Origin of the sequence: Pseudomonas sp. HLS-6 (genome assembly GCF_002753995.1) — a bacterium.
Taxonomy (GTDB): Bacteria; Pseudomonadota; Gammaproteobacteria; order Pseudomonadales; family Pseudomonadaceae; genus Aquipseudomonas; species Aquipseudomonas defluvii.
Genome location: NZ_CP024478.1, coordinates 62,852 through 88,120 on the forward strand (window position 1 = coordinate 62,852; position 25,269 = coordinate 88,120).

At 61.5% G+C, this 25,269-nt stretch carries 24 protein-coding genes; 12 read left to right on the forward strand and 12 right to left on the reverse strand.

The features are described from left to right. Positions 1-80: 80 nt before the first annotated feature. From CS390_RS00265 to CS390_RS00275, 3 genes are read left to right on the forward strand one after another with little or no spacing between them, the layout of a single operon-like run. Positions 81-965, forward strand: a complete 885-nt coding sequence (locus CS390_RS00265; protein WP_065760491.1) for an MBL fold metallo-hydrolase — start codon at positions 81-83, stop codon at positions 963-965. Between the two features lie 38 nt (positions 966-1,003). Continuing rightward, positions 1,004-2,281, forward strand: coding sequence for an FAD/NAD(P)-binding oxidoreductase (locus tag CS390_RS00270; protein ID WP_099773220.1), 1,278 nt, complete (start codon positions 1,004-1,006; stop codon positions 2,279-2,281). Beyond that, positions 2,278-3,096, forward strand: coding sequence for a sulfite exporter TauE/SafE family protein (locus CS390_RS00275; RefSeq protein WP_099773221.1), 819 nt, complete (start codon positions 2,278-2,280; stop codon positions 3,094-3,096). The genes CS390_RS00270 and CS390_RS00275 overlap by 4 nt, the downstream gene beginning before the upstream one ends. Before the next feature lie 9 nt (positions 3,097-3,105). Here CS390_RS00275 and CS390_RS00280 read toward each other — a convergent pair whose 3' ends face one another. Continuing rightward, positions 3,106-3,993: a LysR family transcriptional regulator gene (locus CS390_RS00280; protein WP_065760488.1), complete on the reverse strand. Its 888-nt coding sequence runs from the start codon at positions 3,991-3,993 to the stop codon at positions 3,106-3,108. Between the two features lie 137 nt (positions 3,994-4,130). On the opposite strand from CS390_RS00280, the gene CS390_RS00285 reads away from it, so the two are divergent. Continuing rightward, a complete protein-coding gene (locus CS390_RS00285; protein WP_099773222.1) occupies positions 4,131-5,777 on the forward strand; it encodes a GMC family oxidoreductase in 1,647 nt (548 codons plus the stop codon). Positions 5,778-5,882: 105 nt separating this feature from the next. Next, positions 5,883-7,505 (forward strand): MFS transporter, encoded by a 1,623-nt coding sequence (locus CS390_RS00290; RefSeq protein ID WP_099773223.1) that lies wholly within the window; start codon positions 5,883-5,885, stop codon positions 7,503-7,505. Positions 7,506-7,676: 171 nt separating this feature from the next. On the opposite strand, the gene CS390_RS00295 is transcribed toward CS390_RS00290, so the two are convergent. The 4 genes from CS390_RS00295 to glyQ form a co-directional block, all read right to left on the reverse strand. Then, complete coding sequence (locus CS390_RS00295; RefSeq protein ID WP_065760485.1) at positions 7,677-8,447, reverse strand: 1-acyl-sn-glycerol-3-phosphate acyltransferase; 771 nt, start codon at positions 8,445-8,447, stop codon at positions 7,677-7,679. Between the two features lie 108 nt (positions 8,448-8,555). Then, entirely contained in the window at positions 8,556-9,089 is a 534-nt protein-coding gene (gmhB, locus tag CS390_RS00300) for a D-glycero-beta-D-manno-heptose 1,7-bisphosphate 7-phosphatase (protein ID WP_065760484.1), read from the reverse strand. A 3-nt stretch (positions 9,090-9,092) separates the two neighbouring features. After that, the gene (gene glyS / locus CS390_RS00305) at positions 9,093-11,147 is read right to left on the reverse strand and encodes a glycine--tRNA ligase subunit beta (RefSeq protein ID WP_065760483.1); all 2,055 of its coding nucleotides are present in this window, start codon (positions 11,145-11,147) and stop codon (positions 9,093-9,095) included. Further along, positions 11,144-12,091 (reverse strand): glycine--tRNA ligase subunit alpha, encoded by a 948-nt coding sequence (glyQ, locus tag CS390_RS00310; protein WP_099773224.1) that lies wholly within the window; start codon positions 12,089-12,091, stop codon positions 11,144-11,146. Before glyQ ends, glyS begins: the two co-directional genes overlap by 4 nt. Positions 12,092-12,173: 82 nt before the next feature. Between glyQ and CS390_RS00315 the strand changes: the two genes are divergently transcribed. Continuing rightward, positions 12,174-12,725, forward strand: coding sequence for a DNA-3-methyladenine glycosylase I (locus CS390_RS00315; RefSeq protein WP_065759110.1), 552 nt, complete (start codon positions 12,174-12,176; stop codon positions 12,723-12,725). 39 nt (positions 12,726-12,764) lie between these two features. Then, on the forward strand, positions 12,765-13,652 hold the full coding sequence (locus CS390_RS00320) for a lysophospholipid acyltransferase (RefSeq protein WP_065759109.1): 888 nt from the start codon (positions 12,765-12,767) through the stop codon (positions 13,650-13,652). 61 nt (positions 13,653-13,713) lie between these two features. Here the strand turns inward: CS390_RS00320 and CS390_RS00325 are convergent, their stop codons facing one another. From CS390_RS00325 to def, 5 genes are read right to left on the reverse strand one after another with little or no spacing between them, the layout of a single operon-like run. Continuing rightward, entirely contained in the window at positions 13,714-14,028 is a 315-nt protein-coding gene (locus CS390_RS00325; RefSeq protein ID WP_065759108.1) for a tetratricopeptide repeat protein, read from the reverse strand. A 12-nt stretch (positions 14,029-14,040) separates the two neighbouring features. Next, positions 14,041-15,414, reverse strand: coding sequence for a Trk system potassium transporter TrkA (gene trkA / locus CS390_RS00330; RefSeq protein WP_065759107.1), 1,374 nt, complete (start codon positions 15,412-15,414; stop codon positions 14,041-14,043). A 23-nt stretch (positions 15,415-15,437) separates the two neighbouring features. Next, entirely contained in the window at positions 15,438-16,748 is a 1,311-nt protein-coding gene (gene rsmB, locus CS390_RS00335; RefSeq protein WP_065759106.1) for a 16S rRNA (cytosine(967)-C(5))-methyltransferase RsmB, read from the reverse strand. Beyond that, complete coding sequence (gene fmt, locus CS390_RS00340; RefSeq protein ID WP_099773225.1) at positions 16,745-17,677, reverse strand: methionyl-tRNA formyltransferase; 933 nt, start codon at positions 17,675-17,677, stop codon at positions 16,745-16,747. The genes rsmB and fmt overlap by 4 nt, the downstream gene beginning before the upstream one ends. A 58-nt stretch (positions 17,678-17,735) precedes the next feature. Next, positions 17,736-18,242, reverse strand: coding sequence for a peptide deformylase (def, locus tag CS390_RS00345; protein ID WP_065759104.1), 507 nt, complete (start codon positions 18,240-18,242; stop codon positions 17,736-17,738). A gap of 232 nt (positions 18,243-18,474) precedes the next feature. Here def and dprA point away from each other — a divergent pair, with 232 nt between their 5' ends. Then, complete coding sequence (gene dprA / locus CS390_RS00350; RefSeq protein ID WP_099773226.1) at positions 18,475-19,578, forward strand: DNA-processing protein DprA; 1,104 nt, start codon at positions 18,475-18,477, stop codon at positions 19,576-19,578. Between the two features lie 37 nt (positions 19,579-19,615). Beyond that, positions 19,616-20,173, forward strand: coding sequence for an L-threonylcarbamoyladenylate synthase (locus CS390_RS00355; RefSeq protein ID WP_065759102.1), 558 nt, complete (start codon positions 19,616-19,618; stop codon positions 20,171-20,173). A 98-nt stretch (positions 20,174-20,271) separates the two neighbouring features. Here CS390_RS00355 and CS390_RS00360 read toward each other — a convergent pair whose 3' ends face one another. After that, the gene (locus tag CS390_RS00360; protein ID WP_065759101.1) at positions 20,272-21,249 is read right to left on the reverse strand and encodes an NADPH:quinone reductase; all 978 of its coding nucleotides are present in this window, start codon (positions 21,247-21,249) and stop codon (positions 20,272-20,274) included. Positions 21,250-21,383: 134 nt separating this feature from the next. Here CS390_RS00360 and hemF point away from each other — a divergent pair, with 134 nt between their 5' ends. Continuing rightward, entirely contained in the window at positions 21,384-22,313 is a 930-nt protein-coding gene (gene hemF, locus CS390_RS00365; protein ID WP_065759100.1) for an oxygen-dependent coproporphyrinogen oxidase, read from the forward strand. Between the two features lie 68 nt (positions 22,314-22,381). Then, positions 22,382-23,206 (forward strand): shikimate dehydrogenase, encoded by an 825-nt coding sequence (gene aroE / locus CS390_RS00370; RefSeq protein WP_065759099.1) that lies wholly within the window; start codon positions 22,382-22,384, stop codon positions 23,204-23,206. Here aroE and CS390_RS00375 read toward each other — a convergent pair. Continuing rightward, positions 23,203-24,774 carry a SulP family inorganic anion transporter gene (locus CS390_RS00375; RefSeq protein WP_099773227.1) on the reverse strand — a complete coding sequence of 524 codons (1,572 nt, stop codon included), beginning with the start codon at positions 24,772-24,774 and terminating at the stop codon, positions 23,203-23,205. The two genes, aroE and CS390_RS00375, sit on opposite strands and share 4 nt — an antisense overlap. 114 nt (positions 24,775-24,888) lie before the next feature. On the opposite strand from CS390_RS00375, the gene CS390_RS00380 reads away from it, so the two are divergent. Beyond that, positions 24,889-25,224: a DOPA 4,5-dioxygenase family protein gene (locus tag CS390_RS00380; RefSeq protein ID WP_065759097.1), complete on the forward strand. Its 336-nt coding sequence runs from the start codon at positions 24,889-24,891 to the stop codon at positions 25,222-25,224. Positions 25,225-25,269 lie beyond the last annotated feature (45 nt).

The window sequence follows — 25,269 nt, forward strand, 5'->3', positions numbered from 1 at the left end:
ATGGCACATATCTTGATGACAGCCCTGCGACTGCCAGCTATGCCTTACGTTGGCATCAATGGATTTATCGGGAGAAGGTCATGATCATTGGCGGCAACCTGTATGTGGAAGCACTGTTCGACAGCGCGACCTGGACCATCAGTTATCTGGTGATGGATCGCGACAGCGGACACTGTGCACTGATCGACAGTGTGCTGGACTACGATCCCAAGTCTGGCCGTACCGATACGTGCTCGGCGGACAAACTGATTGCGCGGGTGACCGAGTTGGGTGCCAAGGTGCAATGGATTCTGGAAACCCATGTGCATGCTGATCACCTGTCGGCGGCGGCGTACCTGAAAGAGAAGCTCGGTGGGCAGGTCGCCATTGGCAGCCATATCACCCAAGTGCAGAAAGTCTTCGGTGCGCTGTTCAATGCCGATAGTCGATTCGCCCGTGACGGCAGTCAGTTCGACGTGCTCTTTGAGGACGGTAGCGAATTCCTGATTGGCGGCTTACGTGCGCGGGCCATGCATACCCCAGGTCATACCCCGGCCTGCATGACGTATATCGTTGAAGCCGGCGGTGAAATTGCAGCGTTCGTCGGCGATACCTTGTTCATGCCTGACTACGGCACTGCTCGGTGTGATTTCCCCGGTGCAGACGCAGGCACGTTGTACCGCTCGATCAAGCGCATCCTTGCCCTGCCTGACCATACCCGGCTGTTCATGTGCCACGACTACCTGCCAGGCGGTCGCGAGCTGCGTTACATGACCACGGTCGCCGAGCAGCGGGAGAACAACATTCATGTGCATGCAGGTATCAGTGAAGAGGCGTTCGTGGCGATGCGCAAAGCCCGCGACGCGACCCTGGAGATGCCGGTGCTGATCCTGCCCTCGGTGCAGGTCAACATGCGCAGCGGTCAGCTGCCCGAGCCTGAAGACAACGGCGTGCGCTACTTGAAGATCCCGCTCAACGCCATCTGATTCCGGCGCGACAGAATTATTATTTAGGAAACACTGCCATGCTTGCTCAATCATCTTCAACGCCGCCTGCCTGTGCGCACCACAAAGTTCTGATCATAGGTGCCGGCGCAGCAGGCCTTGCCACTGCCTCCAGCCTGATGGCACGCGATTCGTCCCTCGATGTGGCAATCATTGATCCGGCCGAGGTTCATTACTACCAACCTGGCTGGACGCTGGTCGGTGCTGGCGTGTTCCAGCCCAAGAGCACGGTGCGTAGTATGGCCTCGGCTATTCCCAAGGGTGTGACCTGGATCAAGGGTGCCGCACAGTTCTTCGACCCTCAGGCGCAGACGGTGCAGTTGGAGGATGGTCGGCTGATCAGTTATGCACAACTGGTTGTCTGTCCGGGCCTCAAGCTTGACTGGGATGCGATTGAAGGCCTGAGTGAAACCTTGGGGCGCAATGGTGTGACCTCCAACTACCGTTATGACCTGGCGCCTTACACCTGGCAGCTGGTTCAGCAGTTGGAGAAAGGCAAGGCCCTGTTCACCCAGCCACCGATGCCGATCAAGTGTGCTGGCGCACCGCAGAAGGCCCTGTACCTGTCGTGCGATCATTGGTTGCGCAGCGGCCGTCTGGGCAATATCCAGGCACGGTTCTTCAATGCCGGTGCGGTGTTGTTCGGGGTGGCCGACTACGTGCCTGCGCTGATGGAGTACATCGACAAGTATGCGGTCGATCTGAACTACGCCCATCGTCTGGTAGCGGTGGATGGGCCGGCGAAGCAGGCAACCTTTGTGCGCTCCCTGCCTGATGGCAGCAGCGAAACCCTGGTTCAGCCATTCGATATGCTGCATGTGGTGCCCCCGCAAGTGCCGCCGACGTTCATACGTAACAGCCCCTTGTCGGACGCAGCGGGTTGGATCGATGTCGATCCGGCAACCCTGCGCCACCGTCGTTTTGCCAATATCCATGGCCTTGGCGATGCCACCAACACCACGAATGCCAAGACCGCCGCCGCTGCGCGCAAGCAGGCCCCTGTGGTTGCCAATAACGTACTGGTCGCGTTGGGGCGCCTGGCGGATGTCGTGCATTACGACGGATACGGCTCCTGCCCGTTGACCGTGGAGCGCGGCAAGATCGTGTTGGCCGAGTTCACCTATGGCGGCAAGGTTGCCCCAAGCTTCCCTCGTTGGCTGCTTGATGGGCGTAAGCCGACCCGCCTGGCCTGGCTATTGAAGGAGCGTATCCTGCCGCCGCTGTACTGGCGTTGCATGCTCAAAGGCCGTGAGTGGATGGCCAAGCCGTTACCCGCGCCACGTGAGGCCCATCAGTGATCGAGCATGAATTTCTGGGGGCCGGCCTGGGCGCGGTCATTGGGGCCATTCTTGCGCTGACCGGTGCTGGTGGTGGCATTCTTGCCGTGCCGCTTCTGGTGTTCGGTTTGGGCTTGTCGATGGCCGAAGCTGCGCCCGTTGGCTTGCTGGCGGTGGGCCTGGCCGCAGGCGTTGGTGCAGTGCTGGGTTTGCGCCAGGGTGTGGTGCGCTACCGTGCAGCGCTGTTCGTCGCTTCGCTGGGGTTGCTCACGGCGCCACTGGGCTTGCTGCTGGCGCATCGGCTACCCAACGCGCCGTTGGCGTTGGCCTTTGCCGTGGTGCTGATCTATGTCTGCGTGCGGATGTTGCTCAAGGCGCGGCATGAACTGAAAGGGGGGGGTGGATCGCTGCCGCGTGATATTCAGCCCTGTGTCCTGAACCCTCTGCAGGGGCGCCTGCGGTGGACGTTGCCCTGTGCCCGTGCGCTGGCCTTCACGGGCCTGCTCTCCGGGCTACTGTCGGGTTTGCTGGGGGTGGGCGGTGGCTTTGTAATCATCCCGGCCTTGAGCCGCTACACCAACCTGGAGATGAGGAGCATTGTCGCCACTTCACTGGCGGTGATTGCCCTGGTGTCTGTTGGCAGTGTGGTGAGTGCCAGCCTGGCTGGCGTGATGCATTGGAGCGTTGGCCTGCCCTTTGCCATTGGCGCGGTGGTCGGTTTGGTCATCGTCCGGCAGTTTGCACACAAAGTCGCCGGGCCTCGACTTCAGCAGGTGTTTGCTCTGGTCGGCATTGCCGCCGCCCTGCTGCTCATGGTCAAGACCCTGGGCGCCTGATACGGCGCCCTACTCGGCCAGCAAGGCGCTCTGCTCTTCGGCGCAGAGTGCCAGCAGGTAGTCCCAAACCACTCTCAAGCGTACCGACTTGTGCAGCTCGCGACGGGTGCAGATCCAGTAACTGCGCTGGATGGTTTCGCTGGGCAGCACGCGTACCAGCCCCGGGTCGTGACGGGCCATGTAGTTGGGCAGCACAGCGATACCCAACCCCGCCCGTGCAGCTTGATGTTGAGCGATCACACTGGTGCTGCGGAAAACCACATTCGGAGCTCGACAGAAGCTGTTGAGAAACAGCAGCTCCTGGCTGAACAGCAGGTCGTCTACATAACCAATCCAGTTATGCCGAGCCAGGTCTTCGCGGCAGTTCAAAAGCGGCGCCTGTGCCAGGTAATCAGGGCTGGCATACAGCGCCAGGCGGTAATCGGTGAGCTTGCGGGTGATCAGCAGGTCGGCATTGGGGCGTTCCAGGTGAATGCTGATTTCGGCTTCGCGGTTGAGGATGCTGACGAAGCGTGGCACGGCCACCAACTCCACCTCCAGCCCCGGATAGCGCTCGAACAGGCCAGCCATACGTGGGGTGAAGAACATGATGCCGATGCCTTCGGTGACGCCTAGGCGAATCTTGCCCAGCGGCGTCATGGCCTGGGTAATTTCTTCCTGGGCCAGCAGGGCAACGTTTTCCATGGCTTCGGCGTGCTTGAGCAGGGCCTGGCCGGACGGGGTCAGTTCGTAGCCTTGGGCATGTTGCACGAACAAGGGGGTGCCCAGGCTTTGTTCGATGCTTTCAATATGCCGGGCCACCGTGCTGTGGGTAGTGTTGAGGCGCTTGGCGGCGGTCAGTAGCCGGCCACTGCGCTGCAACTCGAGAAAAAACCGCAGATCATTCCAGTCGAACATGCTTTTCCTTGTGAATCAGGTATTCACGTGCGTTGTTCTAAAACGCACAGCACTTGAGCGAAATCTAACGTTTTCATCTCGAAATTAATCAATAACATGGACCGGGACAAGAATAATAAATAGGCGCGAGGTCCCTCATGGCATCAGCCGATCATTCCTACGACTATGTCATCGTCGGCGCTGGCCCTGCCGGCTGTCTCCTGGCCAATCGGCTTTCTGCCGATCCGGGTTGCCGGGTGCTGCTGCTGGAAGCTGGGGGGCGCGATAACTATCCGTGGATTCACATCCCTGTCGGTTACCTCTATTGCATTGGTAACCCGCGCACCGACTGGTGCTTCAAGACCCAGGCTCAACCCGGTTTGCAAGGCCGCAGCCTGGGCTATCCACGTGGCAAGGTACTGGGCGGCTGTTCCTCGATCAACGGCATGATCTACATGCGTGGCCAGGCTCAGGACTATGACCGCTGGGCTGAGGCAGGCAACCCCGGCTGGGCCTGGAAGGATGTCTTGCCACTGTTCAAAACCAGCGAAAAGCATTTTGCCGGTGCCAGCGACGTGCATGGTGCTGACGGTGAGTGGCGAGTCGAGCAACAGCGTTATTCCTGGGCGATTCTCGACGCGTTTCGCGAAGCGGCGGCCCAGAGCGGCATTGCCAGCGTGAGTGATTTCAACGGCGGCGATAACCAAGGTTGTGGATATTTTCAGGTCAACCAGCGCTCCGGTGTGCGTTGGAATGCATCAAAAGCTTTTCTGCGGCCGGTTCAGGCGCGGGCCAACCTGACCGTACTGACCGATGTTCTGGTCGACAACCTGGTACTGGAAGACGGGCGTGCTACGGCAGTCAATGCTCGCTGGCAGGGCCACTGGCAACGCTTTACGGCGCGCCGAGAGATCGTTCTGTGTGCTGGCGCGGTCGGCTCTCCAGGCATTCTCCAACGTTCCGGCATCGGTCCTCGGGCCTTGCTCGAACGCTTGGGCATTGCTGTGCGGCACGAACTTCCAGGGGTTGGCGGCAACCTGCAGGATCACCTGCAGTTGCGCCTGATCTACCAAGTCAGCAATGTCCGAACCCTGAATCAGGTCGCCAACAGCCTGTGGGGCAAGGTCGGCATGGGCTTGCGCTACCTGTACGACCGTAGCGGGCCATTGGCGATGGCGCCGAGCCAATTGGGGGCCTTCGTGCGCTCCGGGCCGGAGCAGGCCAGCGCCAACCTGCAGTATCACGTGCAGCCGTTGTCGCTGGAGCGTTTTGGGGAGCCGCTGCATCGCTTCCCGGCCTTCACTGCATCGGTCTGTAACCTGCGCCCGGCCAGCCGTGGCCGGGTCGACATCGGTTCGGCAGATCCAGCAGCCGCACCAACCATCGATCCCAATTACCTCAGTGACCCGCAGGACCTAAAGGTTGCCGCCCAGGCCATCCGCCTCACCCGGCAGATCGTGCAGGCACCTGCTCTGGCGCCTTTCCAGCCGCGGGAATACCTGCCGGGTTCGGCGTTGCAGACCGAGGAACAGCTGTACGAAGCGGCCGGCAAGATCGGTACCACCATCTTTCATCCGGTCGGTACGTGCCGTATGGGCAGCGGGCCGCTGGATGTAGTGGATGCTCAATTGCGTGTACACGGCGTATCCGGCCTGCGTATCGCCGATGCGTCGATCATGCCGCAGATTGTTTCGGGCAATACCTGCTCGCCGACCCTGATGATCGCCGAGAAGGCGGCACAGCTGATACTCAACAATGCGGTAAGCCCAAGGGGGACCGTTACAGCGGCAGTCGTTACACCCTGATCTGACAGGGTGATGTGGTAAACGGAGCGCCGGATGCAGTCGCCCGGCACCGACAGTGGAACAACAACAATAATCACTGTGGCCTCAAGGCCGAGGACAACAACGATGTCGGACTACATCCAAGAGCGTGGCGCGGCAACGGTGGTTAATAGCCGCCGGGAAGAACGCAAGATCATCTTTGCGTCATCCCTCGGGACGGTTTTCGAGTGGTATGACTTTTTCCTCTATGGCGCCCTGGCGGCCGTCATCAGCAAGCAGTTCTTTGCCGGGGTCAACGACACCACAGCGTTTATCTTCGCCTTGATGGCCTTTGCTGCCGGTTTCCTGGTACGCCCATTCGGGGCGCTGGTGTTCGGCCGCCTGGGTGACATGATCGGGCGCAAGTACACCTTCCTGGTGACCATTGTGCTGATGGGCCTGTCGACCTTTGCCGTCGGCTTGTTGCCGACCTATGCGAGCATTGGCATTGCCGCACCGATCATTCTGGTGGTGTTGCGCATGCTTCAGGGGTTGGCGCTTGGTGGTGAGTATGGCGGCGCCGCGACCTATGTTGCCGAGCACGCCCCGCCCGGCAAGCGTGGTTTCCATACCGGCTTCATCCAGTCCACAGCCACCCTGGGGTTGCTGTTGTCCCTGCTGGTGGTGTTGGCCAGCCGTTACGTCAGTGGTGATCAGTTCGAAGTCTGGGGCTGGCGCCTGCCGTTCCTGCTGTCGATTGTGCTGCTGGCGATCTCCACCTGGATTCGCATGAGCATGCAAGAATCGCCGGCCTTCGTGAAAATGAAGGCTCAGGGCAAAACCAGCCGTGCGCCGATTCGCGAGTCCTTCGGTTCCTGGGAAAACCTCAAGGTGGTCTTCACCGCGCTGTTCAGTATCAATGCCGGGCAGGCCGTGACGTTCTACACCGCGCAGTTCTATGTGCTGTTTTTCCTGACCCAGATGCTCAAGATGGACCCTGGCCAGGCCAACACCTTGTTGATCATCAGCGTGGTCATCGGTGCGCCGTTCTTCGTCTTCTTTGGCTGGCTGTCGGACCGGGTCGGGCGCAAGCCGATCCTGATGACAGGCCTGCTGCTGGCCACCCTGCTCTACTTTCCGTTGTTCAAAGCCCTGAGCCATTACGCCAACCCGCAGATCGACGCAGCCAGCCGCCAGGCGCCGATTGTGGTCATTGCCGATCCACAAGGCTGTACCTTCCAGTTCGATCCGGTGGGCAAGGCGCGTTTCGACAGCCAATGCGACAAGGTCAAGACGTTCCTGGTCAAGCAGGGCCTGCCATACAGTTCCGAGACGGCAGCCGCTGGCAGCCCTGTGGTCGTGTCCATTGGCGATCAGCAAATCAGTGGTTTCGATGAAGCGGCGATGCGTGCAGCCATCGACAAGGCAGGTTACCCGGCCAAGGCAGATGCGGCTTCGGTGAACCAGCCGATGGTGGTTTTGCTGATCGTGGTGATGATCCTGATTGCGACCATGACCTATGGCCCGCTGGCGGCGGTGATGGTCGAGCTGTTCCCGACCCGCATTCGCTACACCTCGATGTCGCTGCCTTACCACATTGGCAACGGTTGGTTTGGTGGCTTCCTGCCGACGGTGTCATTCGCCTTGGTGGTGTACACCGGCGATATCTTCTATGGCCTCTGGTACCCGGTGTTTATTACCGGCATCAGCCTGGTGGTGGGGCTGTTCTGCTTGAAAGAAACCCGCGACGTGGACATCGACAAGGTCTGATCTGATGGCATAAAAAAAACCGGCGTAAACGCCGGTTTTTTTATGCCGTGAAAAAACTTATGCACGATTTTCAGAAAACAGTCATACAGAGAAATAAGTATTTAAATTAAGCACTTAGCTCATCGTAGTGGTGATTTATCAAAATACTGTACACAAGTTATCCACAGATCGTCAGTGTGTGCTCTGGGCTTCATTTTGCGCCACGGGCGGCAGGGAGCCCATGTCGCGTTGGGTCTGCTCGTTCCAGGCTGCTGCGCGGTCATTGAGCTCGGCGATAGCCCGTGGCCCGGTGCCTTCGGCCCACATTGGCGCACCGATGACGACCTCGATGGTGCCGGGCAATTTACCCCAGCCTTCCTTGGGCCAGTACTTGCCAGCGTTGTGGGCGATCGGCAGCACCGGCAGCCCGGCATTTACCGCCAAGGCGGTACCGCCACGGGAGAACTTGCCGATGGTGCCAAATGGCACACGGGTGCCTTCCGGGAAAATCAGAACCCAGATGTTTTGCTTGAGCAGCTTGTCCCCTTCGCTGGCGACCTGTTTCAACGCGGCCTTGGGGTTGTCGCGATCAATGGCAATGGGCTTGAGCATGGCCATCGCCCAGCCAAAGAACGGTACATAAAGCAGTTCGCGCTTGAGCACCTGGCTCAAGGGCTGGAAATAGGCGGAGAGGAAAAAGGTCTCCCAGGTGCTCTGGTGATTGGAAAGAATCACACAGGGCTGTTCAGGAATGTTCTCAGCCCCGGTTACCTTGAACCGTATACCGAGAAAAACCCGAACCAGAAGCAGTGCGAAACGGCACCAATACACGTTGATGAAACGGTATCGGGCGCGGAACGACAGGAACGGCGCAATAAAAAAGCTCAGGGTGCACCAGAGCAAGGAGCTGGTACCCAACAGCAGGTAAAAAAGAAAGATTCTGATCGCCTGCAGGATCGACATAGCGGCATGTACCGTTGCGGGCTCGCCCGCCTGTTGGAGTGCACCGGGGGAACGCTCGTCGCAGAACCACTACTGCGGTCCTGGAGGCGACGAATATTCGGCGGCGCTCTACGTGTGGATAAGTGCTCTGGCGACGGCCGCCAGATCCTCGAAAACCAAGGTGCCTGCTGGTAGCCCTTTGCTCAGGGTCCGTTCACCCTTTCCGGTTTTTACCAGAACGGGTTGTGCATCGACGGCCAGCGCAGCTTCCAAGTCACCCTTGCTGTCACCGACAAACCAAAGTCCGGCCAATTCCACGGCATAGTGCGCAGCAATGGTCTTGAGCATACCCGGCTTCGGCTTGCGACAATCGCAACCGTCATCCGGGCCGTGCGGACAATGGACTATCAGGCCGACCTCGCCACCCTGCTCGGCCACCAGGCCGCGCAAGCGTTCATGCATGGCGTCGAGGGTGGCCGTGGGGTAGTAGCCGCGTGCGATGCCGGACTGGTTGGTGGCGACTGCCACCGTCCAGCCGGCTTTGCTCAACTGCGCGATCGCTTCGATCGAGCCGGGGATCGGTATCCACTCCTCCACCGACTTGATGTACGCGTCGGAGTCCTCGTTGATCACCCCGTCCCGATCGATAATCAGCAGTTTCAAGGCTTACCCCAGCAGCGAGATGTCAGCTACGCCCAGGAACAGACCGCGCAGGCGGCTGAGCAAGGCATAACGGTTGGCCCGCACTTTGGCGTCTTCGGCGTTGACCATCACTGCCTCGAAGAAGGCATCGACCGGTTCACGCAGGGCTGCCAGACGTGCCAGCGACTCGCTGTACTGACGCGCTGCGGCCATTGGCTGCACCGCTTGATCGGCTTGCTGAATCGCCGAGTACAGGGAGAACTCGTTGGCGTTGTCGAAGTACTTCGGCTCGACGTGGTGGGCAACCGTGCCTTCGGCTTTGCTCAGCAGGTTGGAAACCCGCTTGTTCACGGCGGCCAGGGCTTCGGCTTCCGGCAGCTTGCGGAAGGCCTGAACAGCTTGCACGCGCTGGTCGAAGTCCAGTGCGGAACCGGGCTTCAATGCACGGACCGACAGGTAGGTGGCGACGTCGATGCCTTCGTCTTCGTAACGTGCACGCAGGCGGTCGAAGATGAACTCCAGCACCTGATCGGCCAGGCCAGCGGCTTTGACCGTGTGGCCGAACTGGGCCACGGCGAAGGCCACGGCATCGTTCAGGTCCAGGTCCAGCTGCTTCTCGATCAGGATACGCAGCACACCCAGTGCGGCCCGGCGCAGGGCATAGGGGTCCTTGCTGCCGGTTGGCAGCATGCCGATACCGAAGATACCAACCAGGGTGTCGAGCTTGTCGGCGATGGCCACGGCTGCGCCGGTCAGGGTCGACGGCAACTCGGCACCTGCGCCGCGCGGCATGTACTGTTCGTTCAGGGCCAGGGCGACATCTTCCGGCTCACCGTCGTTCAGTGCGTAGTAGTAACCGGCTACGCCTTGCATCTCGGGGAACTCGCCGACCATCTCGGTGGCCAGGTCGCACTTGGACAACAGGCCGGCACGGGCGGCACGCTTGGCATCGCCACCGATGTGCGGGGCGATGAAGGCGGCCAGCTTGGCTACGCGCTCGGCTTTGTCGAAGACACTGCCCAGTTGGGCTTGGAAGACGACGTTCTGCAGGCGCAGGTTGAAGCTTTCCAGGGACTGTTTCTTGTCTTGCTTGAAGAAGAACTCGGCGTCGGTCAGGCGTGGGCGCACGACTTTCTCGTTACCCTGGATGATCTGCTTCGGATCACGGCTCTCGACGTTGGCCACGGTGATGAAGCGCGGCAGCAGCTTGCCGTCGATGTCCAGCAGGCAGAAGTACTTCTGGTTGTCCTGCATGGTGGTGATCAGGGCTTCCTGTGGCACTTCGAGGAAGCGTTCCTCGAACGAGCAGACCAGCGGCACAGGCCATTCAACCAGCGCGGTCACTTCGTCGAGCAGTGCCGGTGGCACGATCGCGGTGCCTTCCTGTTGCATCGCCAGCTCAGCGGTACGTTTGCTGATCAGCTCACGGCGCTCGGCGAAGTCGGCCAGTACGTAGGCCTTGCGCAGGTCTTCCTGGTAGCTGGCCGGCGAGCTGATGCGTACGTTTTCCGGGTGGTGGAAACGGTGGCCTCGGGATTCACGGCCGGCTTTCTGGGCAAGGATGGTGCAATCGACCACTTCATCGCCCAGCAGCATGACCAGCCACTGGGTTGGACGGACGAACTCTTCCTTGCGCGCGCCCCAACGCATGCGCTTGGGAATCGGCAGGTCGTTCAGCGAGTCTTCAACGATGGTCGGCAGCAGGCTGGCGGTGGCCTTGCCCGGAATGTGCTGGGAGAAGCGCAGCTTGGCGCCGCTCTGGTCGATTTGCGCCAGCTCTACGCCGCACTTCTTGGCGAAGCCCAGGGCCGCCTGGGTCGGGTTGCCTTCGGCATCGAACGCGGCCTGGCGCGGTGGGCCATCGACATTGATGCTGCGGTCAGGCTGCTGGGTATCGAGTTGACGGATCAATACCGCCAGGCGACGTGGCGCGGCGAACACGACCTTGTCGCTGTAGTTCAGGCCGGCAGCTTGCAGGCCTTTTTCGATACCGGCGAGGAAAGCGTCGCCCAGGGCGCTCAGGGCCTTGGGTGGCAGTTCTTCGGTGCCCAGTTCAACCAGGAAATCTTGAGCACTCATTGTGCAGCCTCCAGCTTAGCCAACACTTCATCACGCAATTCAGGGGATGCCATCGGGAAGCCCAGCTTGGCGCGGGCTTGCAGGTAGCTTTGTGCCACGGCCCGGGCCAGGGTCCGTACACGCAGGATGTAACGCTGACGCTCGGTTACCGAGATGGCGCGGCGGGCGTCGAGCAGGTTGAAGGTATGCGATGCCTTGAGAACCATTTCATAGGTTGGCAGCGGCAGTTCCAGCTCGATCAGGCGGTTGGCTTCGCTTTCGTAGAAGTCGAACAGCTCGAACAGCTTCTCGACGTTGGCGTGTTCGAAGTTGTAGGTCGACTGCTCCACTTCGTTCTGATGGAACACGTCGCCGTAGGTCACCTTGCCGAACGGGCCGTCGGTCCAGACCAGGTCGTAGACCGAGTCGACACCCTGCAGGTACATCGCCAGACGCTCCAGGCCATAGGTGATCTCACCGGTGACCGGGAAGCACTCGATACCGCCCACTTGCTGGAAGTAGGTGAACTGGGTGACTTCCATGCCGTTGAGCCAGATTTCCCAGCCCAGACCCCAGGCGCCGAGGGTCGGCGATTCCCAGTTGTCTTCAACGAAGCGAATGTCGTGGACCAGTGGGTCAAGACCGATGGCCTTCAGCGAGCCCAGGTACAGTTCCTGGAAGTTCGCCGGGTTCGGCTTGAGCACCACCTGGAATTGGTAGTAGTGCTGCAGGCGGTTAGGGTTTTCGCCATAACGGCCGTCAGCCGGGCGACGGCTTGGCTGTACATAGGCGGCGTTCCAGGTTTCCGGGCCGACGGCGCGCAGGAACGTGGCGGTATGGAAAGTGCCGGCGCCTACTTCCATATCGTAGGGCTGAAGTACCACACAACCTTGCTCGGCCCAGTAGTTCTGCAGGGCGAGAATCAAGTCTTGGAAGGTACGCACGGCTGGCGTAGGCTGGCTCACGAAATTCACCTGTTTCTAGGGCTGCGAATATAAAGAGCGGGAGTATAACCCGATTCTTGCGGGCCTCTACCTCTGGAGCCTTATGCCACGCTGCTTTTGGTGTACCGACGATCCACTTTATCAGGCCTATCACGACCTGGAGTGGGGTGTTCCGCTGCGAGATCCCGGCCGGTTGTTTGAAATGCTGCTGCTTGAAGGCTTTCAGGCAGGGCTTTCGTGGATCACCGTATTGAAGAAGCGAGAGCGCTACCGGCAGGTGCTGTTTGGCTTCGATCCACAGCGACTGGCACAGATGAGCGACGACGAAATCGAGGAGCGCCTGCTTGATCCGGGCATCATTCGCAACCGTCTGAAGCTTAATGCCGCCCGGCGCAATGCCCGGGCCTGGCTTGAACTGGAAAACCCGGCCGACTGGCTCTGGTCGTTCGTCGGCGGTGAGCCGAAGATCAATCATTTCAGCCAGCGCAGTGAGGTGCCCGCAGTGACTGTCGAGGCCCAGGCCATGAGCAAGGCACTGCGGAAAGCCGGGTTCACCTTTGTCGGGCCCACCATCTGTTACGCCTTCATGCAGGCCACGGGCATGGTCATGGATCACACCATCGATTGTGATCGCTACGCCGCCTTGCTGCGCTGAGGGGTACAATGCCCGGCTTGCAGAAGGAGGAACCTGCCTGTGGATAAATTCAAGGGCGCCTTGATGGTCGGGGTGCTGCGGTTGTTTGCCAAGCTGCCATGGGGCGCAGTGCAACGGGTCGGCGCGGCAATCGGCTGGATCATGTGGAAGCTGCCGAACAGCTCGCGCAATGTCGTGCGCATCAACCTGGCCAAGTGTTTTCCGGAGATGGACGCCGCCGAGCGCGAGCGGCTGGTAGGCCGCACGCTGATGGACATCGGCAAGTCGTTCACCGAGAGCGCCTGTGCCTGGATCTGGCCAGCCAAGCGCTCGCTGGCGCTGGTGCGTGAGGTCGAAGGGCTTGAGGTGCTGGAAAAAGCCCTGGCGTCGGGCAAGGGGGTTGTCGGTATCACCAGCCACCTGGGCAACTGGGAAGTGCTCAACCACTTCTACTGCAGCCAGTGCAAACCGATCATTTTCTACCGTCCGCCCAAACTCAAGGCTGTCGATGACCTGCTGCGTGAACAGCGTGTGCAGTTGGGTAACCGTGTCGCGGCGTCGACCAAGGAAGGCATCCTCAGCATCATCAAGGAAGTGCGCAAGGGCGGTCAGGTGGGGATTCCTGCCGACCCTGAGCCAGCCGAATCGGCAGGCATATTCGTACCGTTTTTCGCCACCCAGGCGCTGACCAGCAAGTTCGTGCCGAACATGCTGGCCGGTGGCAAAGCCGTAGGGGTGTTCCTGCATGCGCTGCGCCTGCCGGACGGTTCCGGTTTCAAGGTCATCCTCGAGGCAGCGCCTGAGGCCATGTACAGCGAAGACACTGAAACCTCGGCTGCGGCGATGAGCCAGGTAATCGAGCGTTATGTGCGGGCCTACCCGAGCCAGTACATGTGGAGCATGAAGCGCTTCAAGAAGCGCCCAGCAGGCGAATCACGCTGGTATTGAGGTTGCGTCGCTGGCAAGGTCGGCCCCCGCAGGTGCCGGCCTTGCCTGCGACAAACACGCCTCAGTGTTGCGCTTTGTCGAGCTTTTTCAGAAACACCGTCATCTCTTTTTCCGCCTGCTTGTCGCCATGCGCCTTTGCTGCGTCCAGGCCTTGCTGCCAGGCCTGGCGTGCCGCTGTCAGGTCGCCCTGCGCCTGATGTGCCTTGCCCAGCAGCTTCCACGCCGCGGAATACTTCGGATCGAAATCTATACAGCGTTGCAGGTGTACAGCGGCTTCGGCAGCGTTGCCCTCATCCAGCCAGGATTTGCCCAGACCGAAGCGCAACAGGGCGTTATCCACACCCTTGGCGAGCATTTTTTCCAGTGATTCGCGCATCTGCCGTTCCTCTTAGAAGAAGCTCAAGCCAACGTGGAAGAGTTTCTCGACGTCACGGATGTACTTTTTATCCACAACAAAGAGGATCACCCGGTCACCGGCTTCGATCACGGTGTCGTCGTGGGCGATCAGCACTTCCTCGTCGCGGATGATCGCGCCGATGGTGGTGCCCGGTGGCAGTGCGATGTCTTCGATGGCCTTGCCGATGACCTTGCTCGATTTCGAGTCGCCATGAGCGATGGCCTCGATGGCCTCGGCCGCCCCTCGGCGCAGCGAGTGGACGCTGACGATGTCGCCTCGACGTACGTGGGCCAGCAAGGTACCGATCGTCGCCAGTTGCGGGCTGATGGCGATGTCGATTTCGCCACCTTGCACCAGGTCGACATAGGCCGGGTTGTTGATGATGGTCATCACCTTGCGCGCACCAAGGCGCTTGGCCAGCAGCGAAGACATGATGTTGGCTTCGTCGTCGTTGGTCAGGGCCAGGAAAATGTCGGCTTCGGCGATATTCTCTTCGACCATCAGGTCGCGGTCCGAGGCGCTGCCTTGCAGGACCACTGTGCTGTCCAGAGTGTCGGACAGGTAGCGGCAGCGTGCCGGGTTCATTTCGATGATCTTGACCTGGTAGCGGCTTTCTATGGCCTCCGCCAGGCGCTCACCGATCTGCCCACCACCGGCGATGACCACCCGCTTGTTGGTTTCGTCGATACGCCGCAGCTCGCCCATCACGGCGCGGATGTGCGCCTTGGCGGCGATGAAGAACACTTCGTCGTCGGCCTCGATCACGGTGTCGCCCTGGGGCAGGATTGGCCGGTCACGGCGGAAGATCGCCGCAACGCGAGTATCCACATTCGGCATGTGCGCACGGATCTGGCGCAGTTGCTGGCCCACCAGCGGGCCACCGTAATAGGCCTTGACCGCCACCAGTTGGGCTTTGCCCTCGGCGAAGTCGATCACCTGCAAGGCACCTGGGTGTTCGATCAGGCGCTTGATGTAGTGGGTCACCACCTGTTCGGGGCTGATCAACACATCGACCGGAATGGCCTCGTTATTGAACAGGCCGGCACGGGTCAGGTAGGCCGACTCGCGTACCCGGGCGATTTTGGTCGGGGTATGGAACAGGGTGTAGGCGACCTGACAGGCGACCATGTTGGTCTCGTCACTGTTGGTCACCGCAACCAGCATGTCGGCATCGTCGGCACCGGCCTGACGCAGGACCGTCGGGAACGAACCCCGGCCCTGGACCGTGCGGATATCCAGGCGGTCGCCGAGGTCGCGCAGGCGATCACCATCGGTATCGACCACGGTGATGTCGTTGGCTTCGCTGGCCAGGTGTTCGGCCAGCGTACCGCCAACCTGCCCCGCACCCAGGATGATGATCTTCATCCGCTACTCCCTTTCCATTGTCGTTATCCGCGAGCCGCGGCGATCTTGATCAGCTTGGCGTAATAGAAACCGTCGTGCCCACCCTCTTGCGCCAGCAGCTGGCGACCATGAGGTTGACGCAGCCCAGCGGCAGTCGCCAGGTCCAGCTCGCGGGCACCTGGCGTGCGGGCGAGGAAGGCGTCGATTACTTCCGTGTTTTCCGTTGGCAAACTCGAACAGGTGGCGTAGAGCAGGATCCCGCCGACCTCCAGGGTTGGCCACAGGGCATCGAGCAGTTCGCCCTGCAGGCTGGCCAGGGCCGGAATGTCCTCGGCCTGACGGGTCAGCTTGATGTCCGGGTGGCGGCGGATGACCCCGGTTGCCGAGCAGGGGGCGTCGAGCAGGATGCGCTGGAAGCCCTTGCCGTCCCACCAACTGGCGGTATCCCGTGCGTCGCAGGCGATCAATTGTGCGTCAAGGCCCAGACGGTCAAGGTTTTCCCGTACGCGCGTCAGGCGTTTGGCCTCCAGGTCAATGGCGACCACTTGTTGCAGCCCGGCCTCTGCTTCGAGCAGGTGACAGGTTTTTCCGCCCGGGGCGCAGCAAGCATCCAGCACCCGTTGCCCAGGGGCCAGGTCCATCAGGTCGGCGGCCAGTTGCGCGGCTTCGTCCTGAACGCTGATCCAGCCTTGGTCGAAGCCAGGCAGGTTGCGCACGTCGCTGGCCTCGGCCAGAACGATGCCATCGCGGCTGTACTGACACGGCGCGGCCTGAATACCGGTCTCGGCAAGCAACTGCAGGTAGGCGTCGCGGCTGTGATGACGACGATTCACCCGCAGGATCATCGGAGGGTGCGCGTTGTTGGCGGCGCAGATCGCTTCCCATTGCTCTGGCCAGAAGGCCTTGAGCGACTTCTGCAGCCAGCGCGGGTGGGCGGTACGCACCACCGGGTCGCGCTCCAATGCGCTCAGCAACTCATTGCCTTCACGCTGGGCCCGGCGCAGTACAGCGTTGAGCAGGGCCTTGGCCCAGGGCTTTTTCAGTTTGTCGGCACAGCCAACGGTCTCGCCGATGGCCGCATGCGCGGGGGTACGGGTGTAGAGCAGTTGATACAGACCGACCAGCAACAATGCCTGTACATCGGCATCGGCACTCTTGAAGGGTTTTTGCAGCAACTGTTCGGCCAGCGCCGACAAGCGCGGCTGCCAGCGGGCAGTACCGAAGGCCAGGTCCTGGGTCAGGCCGCGATCACGCGCCTCGACTTTATCCAGTTGTGCCGGGAGCGAGCTGTTCAACGATGCCTTGCCGCTGAGAACGGCGGCCAGGGCACGGGCAGCGGCCAGACGCGGGTTCATTGGCCCAGCACCGTGCCGACGGCGAATTTCTCGCGACGGCTGTTGAACAGGTCGCTGAAGTTCAGCGCTTTGCCCCCGGGCAGTTGCAGGCGGGTCAGGCACAGCGCCTGATCAGCACAGGCGACCACCAGGCCGTCTTTGCTCGCGCTGATGATCTCGCCGGGTTGACCATGGCCTTCAGCCAGGCTTGCCGCGAGCACTTTCACGGCTTCGCCGCTCAGGGTGCTGTGGCACACGGGCCAGGGGTTGAAGGCACGGATCAGGCGTTCCAGCTCAACCGCAGGCCGGTTCCAGTCCAGGCGTGCTTCGTCCTTGTTCAGCTTGTGTGCATAGGTGGCCAGTGCATCGTCCTGCACTTCGCCCTGTAGCGTGCCGTCGGCGAGGCCGGCAATGGCTTGCAGGACGGCGGGCGGGCCCATTTCGGCGAGGCGGTCGTGCAGGCTGCCACCGGTATCGGTGGCACTGATCGGCGTGCTGACCTTGAGCAGCATCGGCCCGGTGTCCAGGCCTGCCTCCATGCGCATGACGGTCACGCCGCTTTCCGGGTCGCCTGCTTCCACGGCCCGTTGGATCGGCGCCGCACCGCGCCAGCGCGGCAGCAAGGAGGCGTGGCTGTTGATGCAACCCAGGCGCGGAATATCCAGCACGACCTGCGGCAGGATCAAACCGTACGCCACCACTACCATCAGGTCCGGTTGCAGCGCGGCCAGTTCGGCCTGGGCGTCGGCATCGCGCAGGGTCGGCGGCTGCAACACAGGGATACCGTGCTGCGCGGCCAATTGTTTGACCGGGCTGGGCATCAGTTTTTGTCCGCGCCCGGCGGGACGGTCCGGCTGGGTGTAGACCGCGACGATGTCGTAGGGGCTGTCGAGCAGGGCTTTGAGGTGTTCGGCGGCAAACTCAGGAGTGCCCGCGAAGACGATGCGCATGGAGTTCTCGCTTAAAAAAGAAAAAGGCTTGCCGGAGCAAGCCTTCTGGATGAGGGGATCAAGCTTGCTGGCGGTGAAGTTTTTCCAGTTTTTTCTTGATCCGGTCGCGTTTCAGGGTCGACAGGTAATCGACGAACAGCTTGCCGTTGAGGTGATCGCACTCATGTTGAATGCACACGGCCAGGAGGTCTTCGGCGATCAGTTCAAACGGTTGGCCATCACGGTCCAGGGCCTTGACCCGGACGCGCAGTGGGCGGTCGACGTTCTCGTAGAAGCCCGGCACCGACAAACAGCCTTCCTGGTACTGGCCCATGTCGTCGGTGAGCATTTCCAGCTCGGGGTTAATGAACACCCGAGGTTCGCTGCGGTCTTCGCTCAGGTCCATGACCACGATGCGCTTGTGTACGTTGACCTGGGTTGCGGCCAAGCCGATACCCGGCGCTTCGTACATGGTTTCAAACATGTCGTCGACCAGCTGGCGTACGGCGTCGTCAACTTCCGTTACCGGTTTGGCAATGGTGCGAAGACGCGGGTCAGGGAATTCGAGGATGTTCAGAATGGCCATAAGCGTATGAGCTGCACTGTGCGAAGTAATACAAACATGAATGCACATAATAAAGGGATTCGACGCGTTCGGCACCTGTGAAAAGGTCAGCTAACGTTTAGCAGCCACCCCCATGCATCGGCCCGGTGAGCGGAGCGGTGTTGACTGACGCACATGTTGTCAATCGATTATCAACAGAGTTATCCACAGCTTGTTGTTGGCTTCGCCGGGCCTCTGAATCAAGGATGATCAGATGATGTGCAATGATTTTTCGACCTGCCCACCCGCCGAACTGGAGGCGCGGCTGCGCTTGCATCGGCTGCCGGAGCTCGGGCCTCGGCGTTTCCGTAAACTGATCGAAGCCTTTGGTAGTGCTTCGGCAGCGCTCAGCGCACCGGCTGCCGCCTGGCGTCCGCTGGGCGTGCCAGCCACCGCAGTGGAGGCGCGGCGCAGCCCGGAGATCCGTGATGGTGCGGCGGCCGCAATGGCCTGGCTAGAGCGCCCAGGCCAGCATTTGCTGATGTGGGACGCCGCCACCTACCCGGCCTTGCTGGCCGAACTGGACGATGCCCCGCCGCTGCTGTTCGTGGCCGGTGACCCGGCCATTCTGGAGAAACCACAGTTGGCCATCGTCGGCAGTCGGCGTGCATCGCCCCCCGCCCTGGCGACAGCGGCGGCGTTTTCCCGCTGCCTGGCACAGGCCGGTTTTGTCGTCACCAGTGGTTTGGCGGCGGGCATTGATGGTGTGGCTCACCAGGCCGCGCTGGACGTCGGTGGACAGACAATCGGGGTGGTCGGAACCGGGCTGCAAAAATGTTATCCACAGCGCCATCGAGCGCTGGCGGCGGCAATGGCGGAGCGCGGTAGCGCGGTGGTGTCAGAGTTTCCGCTGGACGCCGGACCCGTCGCCGGAAATTTTCCCCGGCGCAACCGCATCATCAGCGGCTTGTCGCTGGGTGTGCTGGTGGTTGAGGCCAGCCTGGCCAGTGGTTCGTTGATCACAGCGCGTCTGGCGGCTGAGCAAGGGCGAGAGGTCTATGCCATCCCGGGGTCCATCCATCATCCGGGTGCCAAGGGCTGCCATCAATTGATCCGCGATGGCGCGCTGCTGGTCGAGCGCATTGAGCACATACTGGAAACCCTGAGTGGGTGGCAGAACCTGCCGGTGACCCAGCCAGTGTTGCAGGTACCGTCCAACCCGCTGCTGGCGCTGCTCCTGGCCGCGCCGCAAAGCAGCGAAAGCCTGGCGCACACTAGTGGTTGGCCGTTGTCGCGTGTCTTGGCGGCACTGACTGAACTTGAGCTGGCCGGGCAGGTTTGTAATGAAGCAGGCCGTTGGTTTGCTCGGCCGGGCTAAGTACACTGCTCGTCAGCCTTTTAGCGGAGTGACAGCAATGGTGAGCAATTGGCGCGTGCAACAAGCTGCACGCGAGATTCGGGCGGGTGCGGTGATTGCCTATCCCACCGAAGCCGTCTGGGGTCTGGGCTGTGATCCCTGGAACGAGGAAGCGGTTGATCGGTTACTGGCGATCAAGTCGCGTTCGGTAGACAAGGGGTTGATCCTGATCGCCGACAATATTCGCCAGTTCGATTTTCTGTTCGAGGATTTTCCGGAAACCTGGCTCGACCGCATGGGCAGTACCTGGCCGGGTCCGAACACCTGGTTGGTGCCGCATCAGGGAATGCTCCCGGAGTGGATCACCGGCATGCACGACACCGTCGCCCTGCGTGTCAGCGATCACCCGGTGGTGCGTGACCTGTGTGCGCTGGTCGGGCCGCTGGTGTCGACCTCGGCCAACCCTCAGGGGCGGCCTGCAGCCCGCACGCGGCTGCGGGTTGAGCAGTACTTCCATGGCCAGTTGGATCTGGTGCTTGGTGGTGCCTTGGGCGGTCGCAAGAACCCGAGTGTGATTCGCGACCTGATGACCGGCGATGTTGTCCGACCGGGCTGAGGAGCGCTAAACCGCCCTTGCCAGCGATTCGCGCGCCGTGCAGGAACAGGCACGGCGCTGCGGTTATCGCCGGCAAGGCGGGTGCCTACCGGGTGGTGTCAAGGCAACAGTACCGTGGACCCCACTGTCCGTCGTGCCGACAGCTCGGTTTGGGCCTTGGCCGCTTCGCTCAACGGGTAGCGTTGCTGGATATCCACCGTCAGTTTGCCACTGGCGATCATCCCGAACAGTTCATCGGCCATTGCTTGCGTGTTGGCTGGGGTGTTGGCGTAGCCTGCCAGCGTTGGTCGGGTGACATACAGCGAGCCTTTCTGCGCCAGAATGCCCAGGTTCACGCCGCTGACCGCCCCGGAGGCATTGCCGAAGCTGACCATCAGGCCACGGGGGGCCAGGCAGTCGAGAGACGTCAGCCAGGTATCCTGACCAACGCCGTCATAAACCACCGGGCATTTCTTGCCATCGGTCAGCTCCAGAACCCGTTGCACGACGTCTTCATGGCTGTAGTCGATGGTCGCCCAGGCACCCAGCGCCTTGGCCCGTTCGGCTTTTTCCGCCGAGCTCACGGTACCGATCAGCTTGACCCCAAGGGCCTTGGCCCATTGGCAGGCGAGCGAGCCGACACCGCCGGCGGCGGCGTGGAACAGAATGGTCTGGCCCGGTTGCACGGCGTAGGTTTGGCGTAGCAGGTACTGCACGGTCAGGCCCTTGAGCATCACGGCTGCGGCCTGCTCAAAGCTGATGGCGTCTGGCAGTTTCACCAGGTTGGCCGCTGGCAGCACATGCACCTCGCTGTAGGCGCCCAGCGGGCCGACAGCATAGGCCACGCGGTCGCCGACCTTGAAATGCTCGACGCCCTCGCCAACGGCCTCAACTACGCCTGCCCCTTCCGTGCCCAGGCCCGAAGGCAGTGAGGGCGGTGCATAGAGGCCGCTGCGGAAGTAGGTATCGATGAAGTTCAGGCCAACGGCCTGGTTGCGCACGCTGACCTGCTGTGGTCCGGGTGCCTGTGGCTCGTAATCGACCCACTGCAGGACCTCTGGACCTCCATGCTGGCTGAACTGGATACGCTTGGCCATCTGCTCTCTCCTGTATTGATCCTGGGGAAAGCTGCTATCGGACTCCGTTGCTTGATCGCCGTCAACTGCGGCAGGCCCATGGCCGGTGGTATGCTACGCGCCGAATTTGCCTTAGCCCGTTTCCAGGTGACCTGATGACTAGCCGCACCGAGGCCGTGAAAGCCTACCTGCTTGACCTGCAAGACCGGATTTGTACTGCCCTTGAGAACGAAGACGGCGGTACACGGTTCGTCGAGGACAGCTGGACGCGTGAAGCGGGCGGTGGCGGGCGAACCCGGGTCATCAGCGATGGCAAGGTAATCGAGAAAGGTGGGGTGAACTTCTCCCATGTGTTCGGCAGCGGTTTGCCGCCTTCGGCCAGTGCCCATCGGCCAGAACTGGCGGGGCGTGGCTTTGAAGCGCTGGGTGTGTCGCTGGTGATCCACCCACACAACCCGCATGTACCGACTTCTCACGCCAATGTGCGCTTTTTCATCGCCGAGAAAGAAGGCGAGGAAGCGGTCTGGTGGTTCGGTGGTGGTTTTGACCTGACGCCGTACTACGCCAACGAAGAAGATTGCGTGCATTGGCACCGGGTCGCCGAGCAAGCCTGCGCGCCGTTTGGCGCTGACGTTTACCCGCGTTACAAAGCCTGGTGTGATCGCTATTTCCACCTCAAGCATCGTAATGAGCCTCGCGGCATCGGCGGCCTGTTCTTCGACGACCTGAATGCATGGGACTTCGACACCTGCTTCGCCTTCATGCGGGCTATCGGCGATGCCTACGTCGAGGCTTATCTGCCCATCGTGCAGCGCCGCAAGGCTCAGCCATACACGGCACAGCAGCGTGAATTCCAGGAGTTCCGCCGTGGCCGTTATGTGGAGTTCAACCTGGTCTATGACCGTGGCACCCTGTTCGGCTTGCAGTCGGGTGGGCGTACCGAGTCGATCCTGATGTCGCTGCCGCCGCAGGTTCGCTGGGGCTACGACTGGAAGCCTGAACCTGGCAGCGAGGAAGCACGCTTGACCGAGTACTTCCTGCAGGATCGCGACTGGCTTGGCGAGGCTGCCAAAGCTGGTCATTGAGCCGCGTTGTGGATAACTCGCAGTGGATAACTTGCCCGAGCCTCGGGCCTGACTCAGGAATCGCGTGAATGGACCAGTATGTCGTCTTCGGCAACCCGATTGGCCACAGCAAGTCGCCTTTGATCCACCGGCTGTTTGCCGACCAGACCGGCGAGCACTTGGAATACAGCACCTTGCTTGCGCCGCTGGACGACTTCAGTAACTGTGCTCTGGGCTTCTTCAAGCAGGGGCGTGGGGCCAATGTCACCGTGCCGTTCAAGGAAGAAGCCTTCCGAATGGTCGATAGCCTGACCCCGCGGGCACGCCGGGCTGGTGCGGTGAACACCTTGAGCAAACTGGCTGATGACAGCCTGCAGGGTGACAACACCGACGGTGCCGGGCTGGTCCGTGACCTGACCGTGAATGCCGGTGTACAACTGACGGGCAAGCGCATTTTGCTGCTCGGCGCCGGTGGCGCCGTGCGTGGTGTGCTGGAACCGTTGTTGGCGCACAACCCGGCGTCGCTGGTGATTGCCAACCGTACGGTGGAAAAGGCCGAACAACTGGCGCGTGAGTTCGCTGACCTGGGCCCGGTGGCTGCCAGTGGGTTTACTTGGCTGAAAGAGCCGGTCGACCTGATCATCAATGCCACCTCGGCCAGCCTGGCCGGTGAGGTTCCGCCGATTGACGCCAGCCTGATCCAGCCGGGGCATACAGTGTGCTACGACATGATGTATGGCAAGGAACCGACCCCGTTCTGCCGCTGGGCCAGCGAACAGGGCGCGGCGCAGGTGCTGGACGGCTTGGGTATGCTCGTTGAGCAGGCCGCCGAAGCGTTTTTCATCTGGCGTGGTGTGCACCCTGATACTGCGCCTGTCCTCGACGAGTTGCGCCGTCAGCTGGCGCGCGGCTAATCCTCGAAACGAATGGGGCAGTGCGCTGCCCCTTCCAGCTTGTACAACTCTTCAACCACTTGCGGTCGCGCGCGACGCAGGGTCAGGCTGCCGCCCTGCCGACGCAGGCGGCGGGCTTCGCGGTGCAGCATCTCCACTCCGGAATAGTCGATGAAGTTGATCTGTCGGGCATCGATCACCACCCTCGGGCCTTGGCAGCGTTGCAGGCGCACCTGCAGGTAATGGCTGGCGCCGAAGAAAATCGACCCGCCGACCCGCAGGATATCCACATCACCTTCCCGGCTGTGCTGGACACTAGGCTGCGATGTGCGCTTGAGGTAGAAGAACAGCGATACCAGTACGCCGGCATAGATAGCGGTCTGCAACTCCAGCAGCAGCGTGGCGGCGCAGGTCACTGCCATCACCAGGAATTCCGCCCGGCTGACGCGGAACAGCGCCCGAATCGCCCGGTGGTCAATCAGTCCCCAGCAAATCAGCAGAATACTGCCGGCCATGGCCGGTAGCGGAATGTGGGCGATCAGCGTGGCACCGGTCACGGCGAACAGCGCGACCCACAGCGCGGAAAACACCCCGGCCAACGGCGAGCGGGCACCTGCTTCCAGGCTCAATCCCGAGCGGGTGAAAGAGCCTGAGGACAGGTAACCGGAGAAGAACGCCCCGCCCATGTTCGACAGGCCCTGAGCACGGATTTCCTGATTGACGTCGATCAGTTGCTCCGAGCGTGCTGACAAGGCACGGGCAATCGACAGGCTCGTCACCAGACCGAGCATCCCCACCGCCACGGCACCGGGCAGCAGTCGCAGCAGCAGTTCCAGGTCCCATAGCGGCAGTGGGCTCAAGGGTGGTAGTTGGCCGACGAAACCCTGTACCCGCGCTACCTGACCGAAGACGGAGGGCCATAACGCGCACAGCAGGCTGGCGCTGGTCAGGCTGATCAGCAGGCCCGGCCAGCGCGGTCGCAGCTGCCTCAGGGCAATGCCTAGCAGCAGCGTACCCAGGCCTAGGGCGAGTGAACGCAGGTCGGCGTTTTTCGCATGCTCAAGCAGGCCCTGCAGGGCTTTCAAGGCCGTTGTCTGGCTGGGCAGGTCCAGCCCCAGAAGGCTTGGCAGTTGCCCTAAGGCAATGACCACGGCGGCGCCGAGGGTAAAGCCGAGTACCACAGGCAGGGAGACAAAATTGACCAGCGCACCGAACCTGAGCATGCCCAGCAACCACTGAAACACGCCGGCGAGGAACGTCAGTAGCAGGATAAGCGTGATGTAATCGCTGCTGCCCGCACTGGCCAAAGGGTTGACACTGGCATACAGCACGACCGATATCGCCGCGGTGGGCCCACAGATCAGGTGCCAGGATGAACCCCACAGGCATGCGATCAGTACAGGGACGATGGCTGCATATAGGCCGTACTCGGCGGGCAGTCCAGCGATCAGGGCATACGCAATGGATTGCGGCAGGGCGAGGATTGCCCCGCTCAGGCCCACGTGCAGGTCGCGACCGACGCTGGCACGGGTCTGCCGAGGTAGCCAGGAAAGGAAAGGCAGGAGTGTGTGGCGGTCGGGCCAGGCCATGGGGTTCTCGGTCGGCTGAGCAGTACACAGGGTGCGATTTCCTGCGCGGTGGTGCAAGCCGTTCCTGAGCGGGCGGGTTATAGTTGTGAACGTTCTTTGGGGTCAGGAGTTCGTGTGCAAAGAATCAAGGGCTATCATGCCCATGTCTATTACGATGCCAGCACCATGGCGCAGGCCCGGGCGCTGTGCGAGGAAGCTTCGCAGCTGTTTCCGGTGACGATGGGGCGGATGCATCAGCAACCGGTGGGGCCGCACCCGGACTGGAGTTGCCAGTTGGCGTTTGGTCCGGAAGTGGTTGGCGTAGTGCTGCCTTGGCTAGCGTTGTACCGCAACGGGCTGGTGGTGTTCCTGCACCCGCTGACCGGTGACGAATTGGCCGATCATCGTGATCATGGGATCTGGATGGGGGCGGTGCGACCGCTCGACCTGTCGATCTTCAGCCAAGCCTAAGGTGTCGCAAGCAAGCCCCCACACAAGGTGCAGGAGCAGGCTTGC

Excerpts from the sequence above, each read along its gene's own strand:
- dprA (WP_099773226.1), top strand. The coding sequence starts at position 18,475 with ATGATGTGCAATGATTTTTCGACCTGCCCACCCGCCGAACTGGAGGCG.
- fmt (WP_099773225.1), bottom strand. The coding sequence starts at position 17,677 with ATGCGCATCGTCTTCGCGGGCACTCCTGAGTTTGCCGCCGAACACCTC.
- CS390_RS00360 (WP_065759101.1), bottom strand. The coding sequence starts at position 21,249 with ATGGCCAAGCGTATCCAGTTCAGCCAGCATGGAGGTCCAGAGGTCCTG.
- rsmB (WP_065759106.1), bottom strand. The coding sequence starts at position 16,748 with ATGAACCCGCGTCTGGCCGCTGCCCGTGCCCTGGCCGCCGTTCTCAGC.
- CS390_RS00270 (WP_099773220.1), top strand. The coding sequence starts at position 1,004 with ATGCTTGCTCAATCATCTTCAACGCCGCCTGCCTGTGCGCACCACAAA.
- def (WP_065759104.1), bottom strand. The coding sequence starts at position 18,242 with ATGGCCATTCTGAACATCCTCGAATTCCCTGACCCGCGTCTTCGCACC.
- aroE (WP_065759099.1), top strand. The coding sequence starts at position 22,382 with ATGGACCAGTATGTCGTCTTCGGCAACCCGATTGGCCACAGCAAGTCG.
- CS390_RS00280 (WP_065760488.1), bottom strand. The coding sequence starts at position 3,993 with ATGTTCGACTGGAATGATCTGCGGTTTTTTCTCGAGTTGCAGCGCAGT.
- CS390_RS00315 (WP_065759110.1), top strand. The coding sequence starts at position 12,174 with ATGCCACGCTGCTTTTGGTGTACCGACGATCCACTTTATCAGGCCTAT.
- trkA (WP_065759107.1), bottom strand. The coding sequence starts at position 15,414 with ATGAAGATCATCATCCTGGGTGCGGGGCAGGTTGGCGGTACGCTGGCC.
- CS390_RS00285 (WP_099773222.1), top strand. The coding sequence starts at position 4,131 with ATGGCATCAGCCGATCATTCCTACGACTATGTCATCGTCGGCGCTGGC.
- hemF (WP_065759100.1), top strand. The coding sequence starts at position 21,384 with ATGACTAGCCGCACCGAGGCCGTGAAAGCCTACCTGCTTGACCTGCAA.
- CS390_RS00295 (WP_065760485.1), bottom strand. The coding sequence starts at position 8,447 with ATGTCGATCCTGCAGGCGATCAGAATCTTTCTTTTTTACCTGCTGTTG.
- CS390_RS00375 (WP_099773227.1), bottom strand. The coding sequence starts at position 24,774 with ATGGCCTGGCCCGACCGCCACACACTCCTGCCTTTCCTTTCCTGGCTA.
- CS390_RS00325 (WP_065759108.1), bottom strand. The coding sequence starts at position 14,028 with ATGCGCGAATCACTGGAAAAAATGCTCGCCAAGGGTGTGGATAACGCC.
- CS390_RS00265 (WP_065760491.1), top strand. The coding sequence starts at position 81 with ATGATCATTGGCGGCAACCTGTATGTGGAAGCACTGTTCGACAGCGCG.
- glyS (WP_065760483.1), bottom strand. The coding sequence starts at position 11,147 with ATGAGTGCTCAAGATTTCCTGGTTGAACTGGGCACCGAAGAACTGCCA.
- CS390_RS00355 (WP_065759102.1), top strand. The coding sequence starts at position 19,616 with ATGGTGAGCAATTGGCGCGTGCAACAAGCTGCACGCGAGATTCGGGCG.
- CS390_RS00290 (WP_099773223.1), top strand. The coding sequence starts at position 5,883 with ATGTCGGACTACATCCAAGAGCGTGGCGCGGCAACGGTGGTTAATAGC.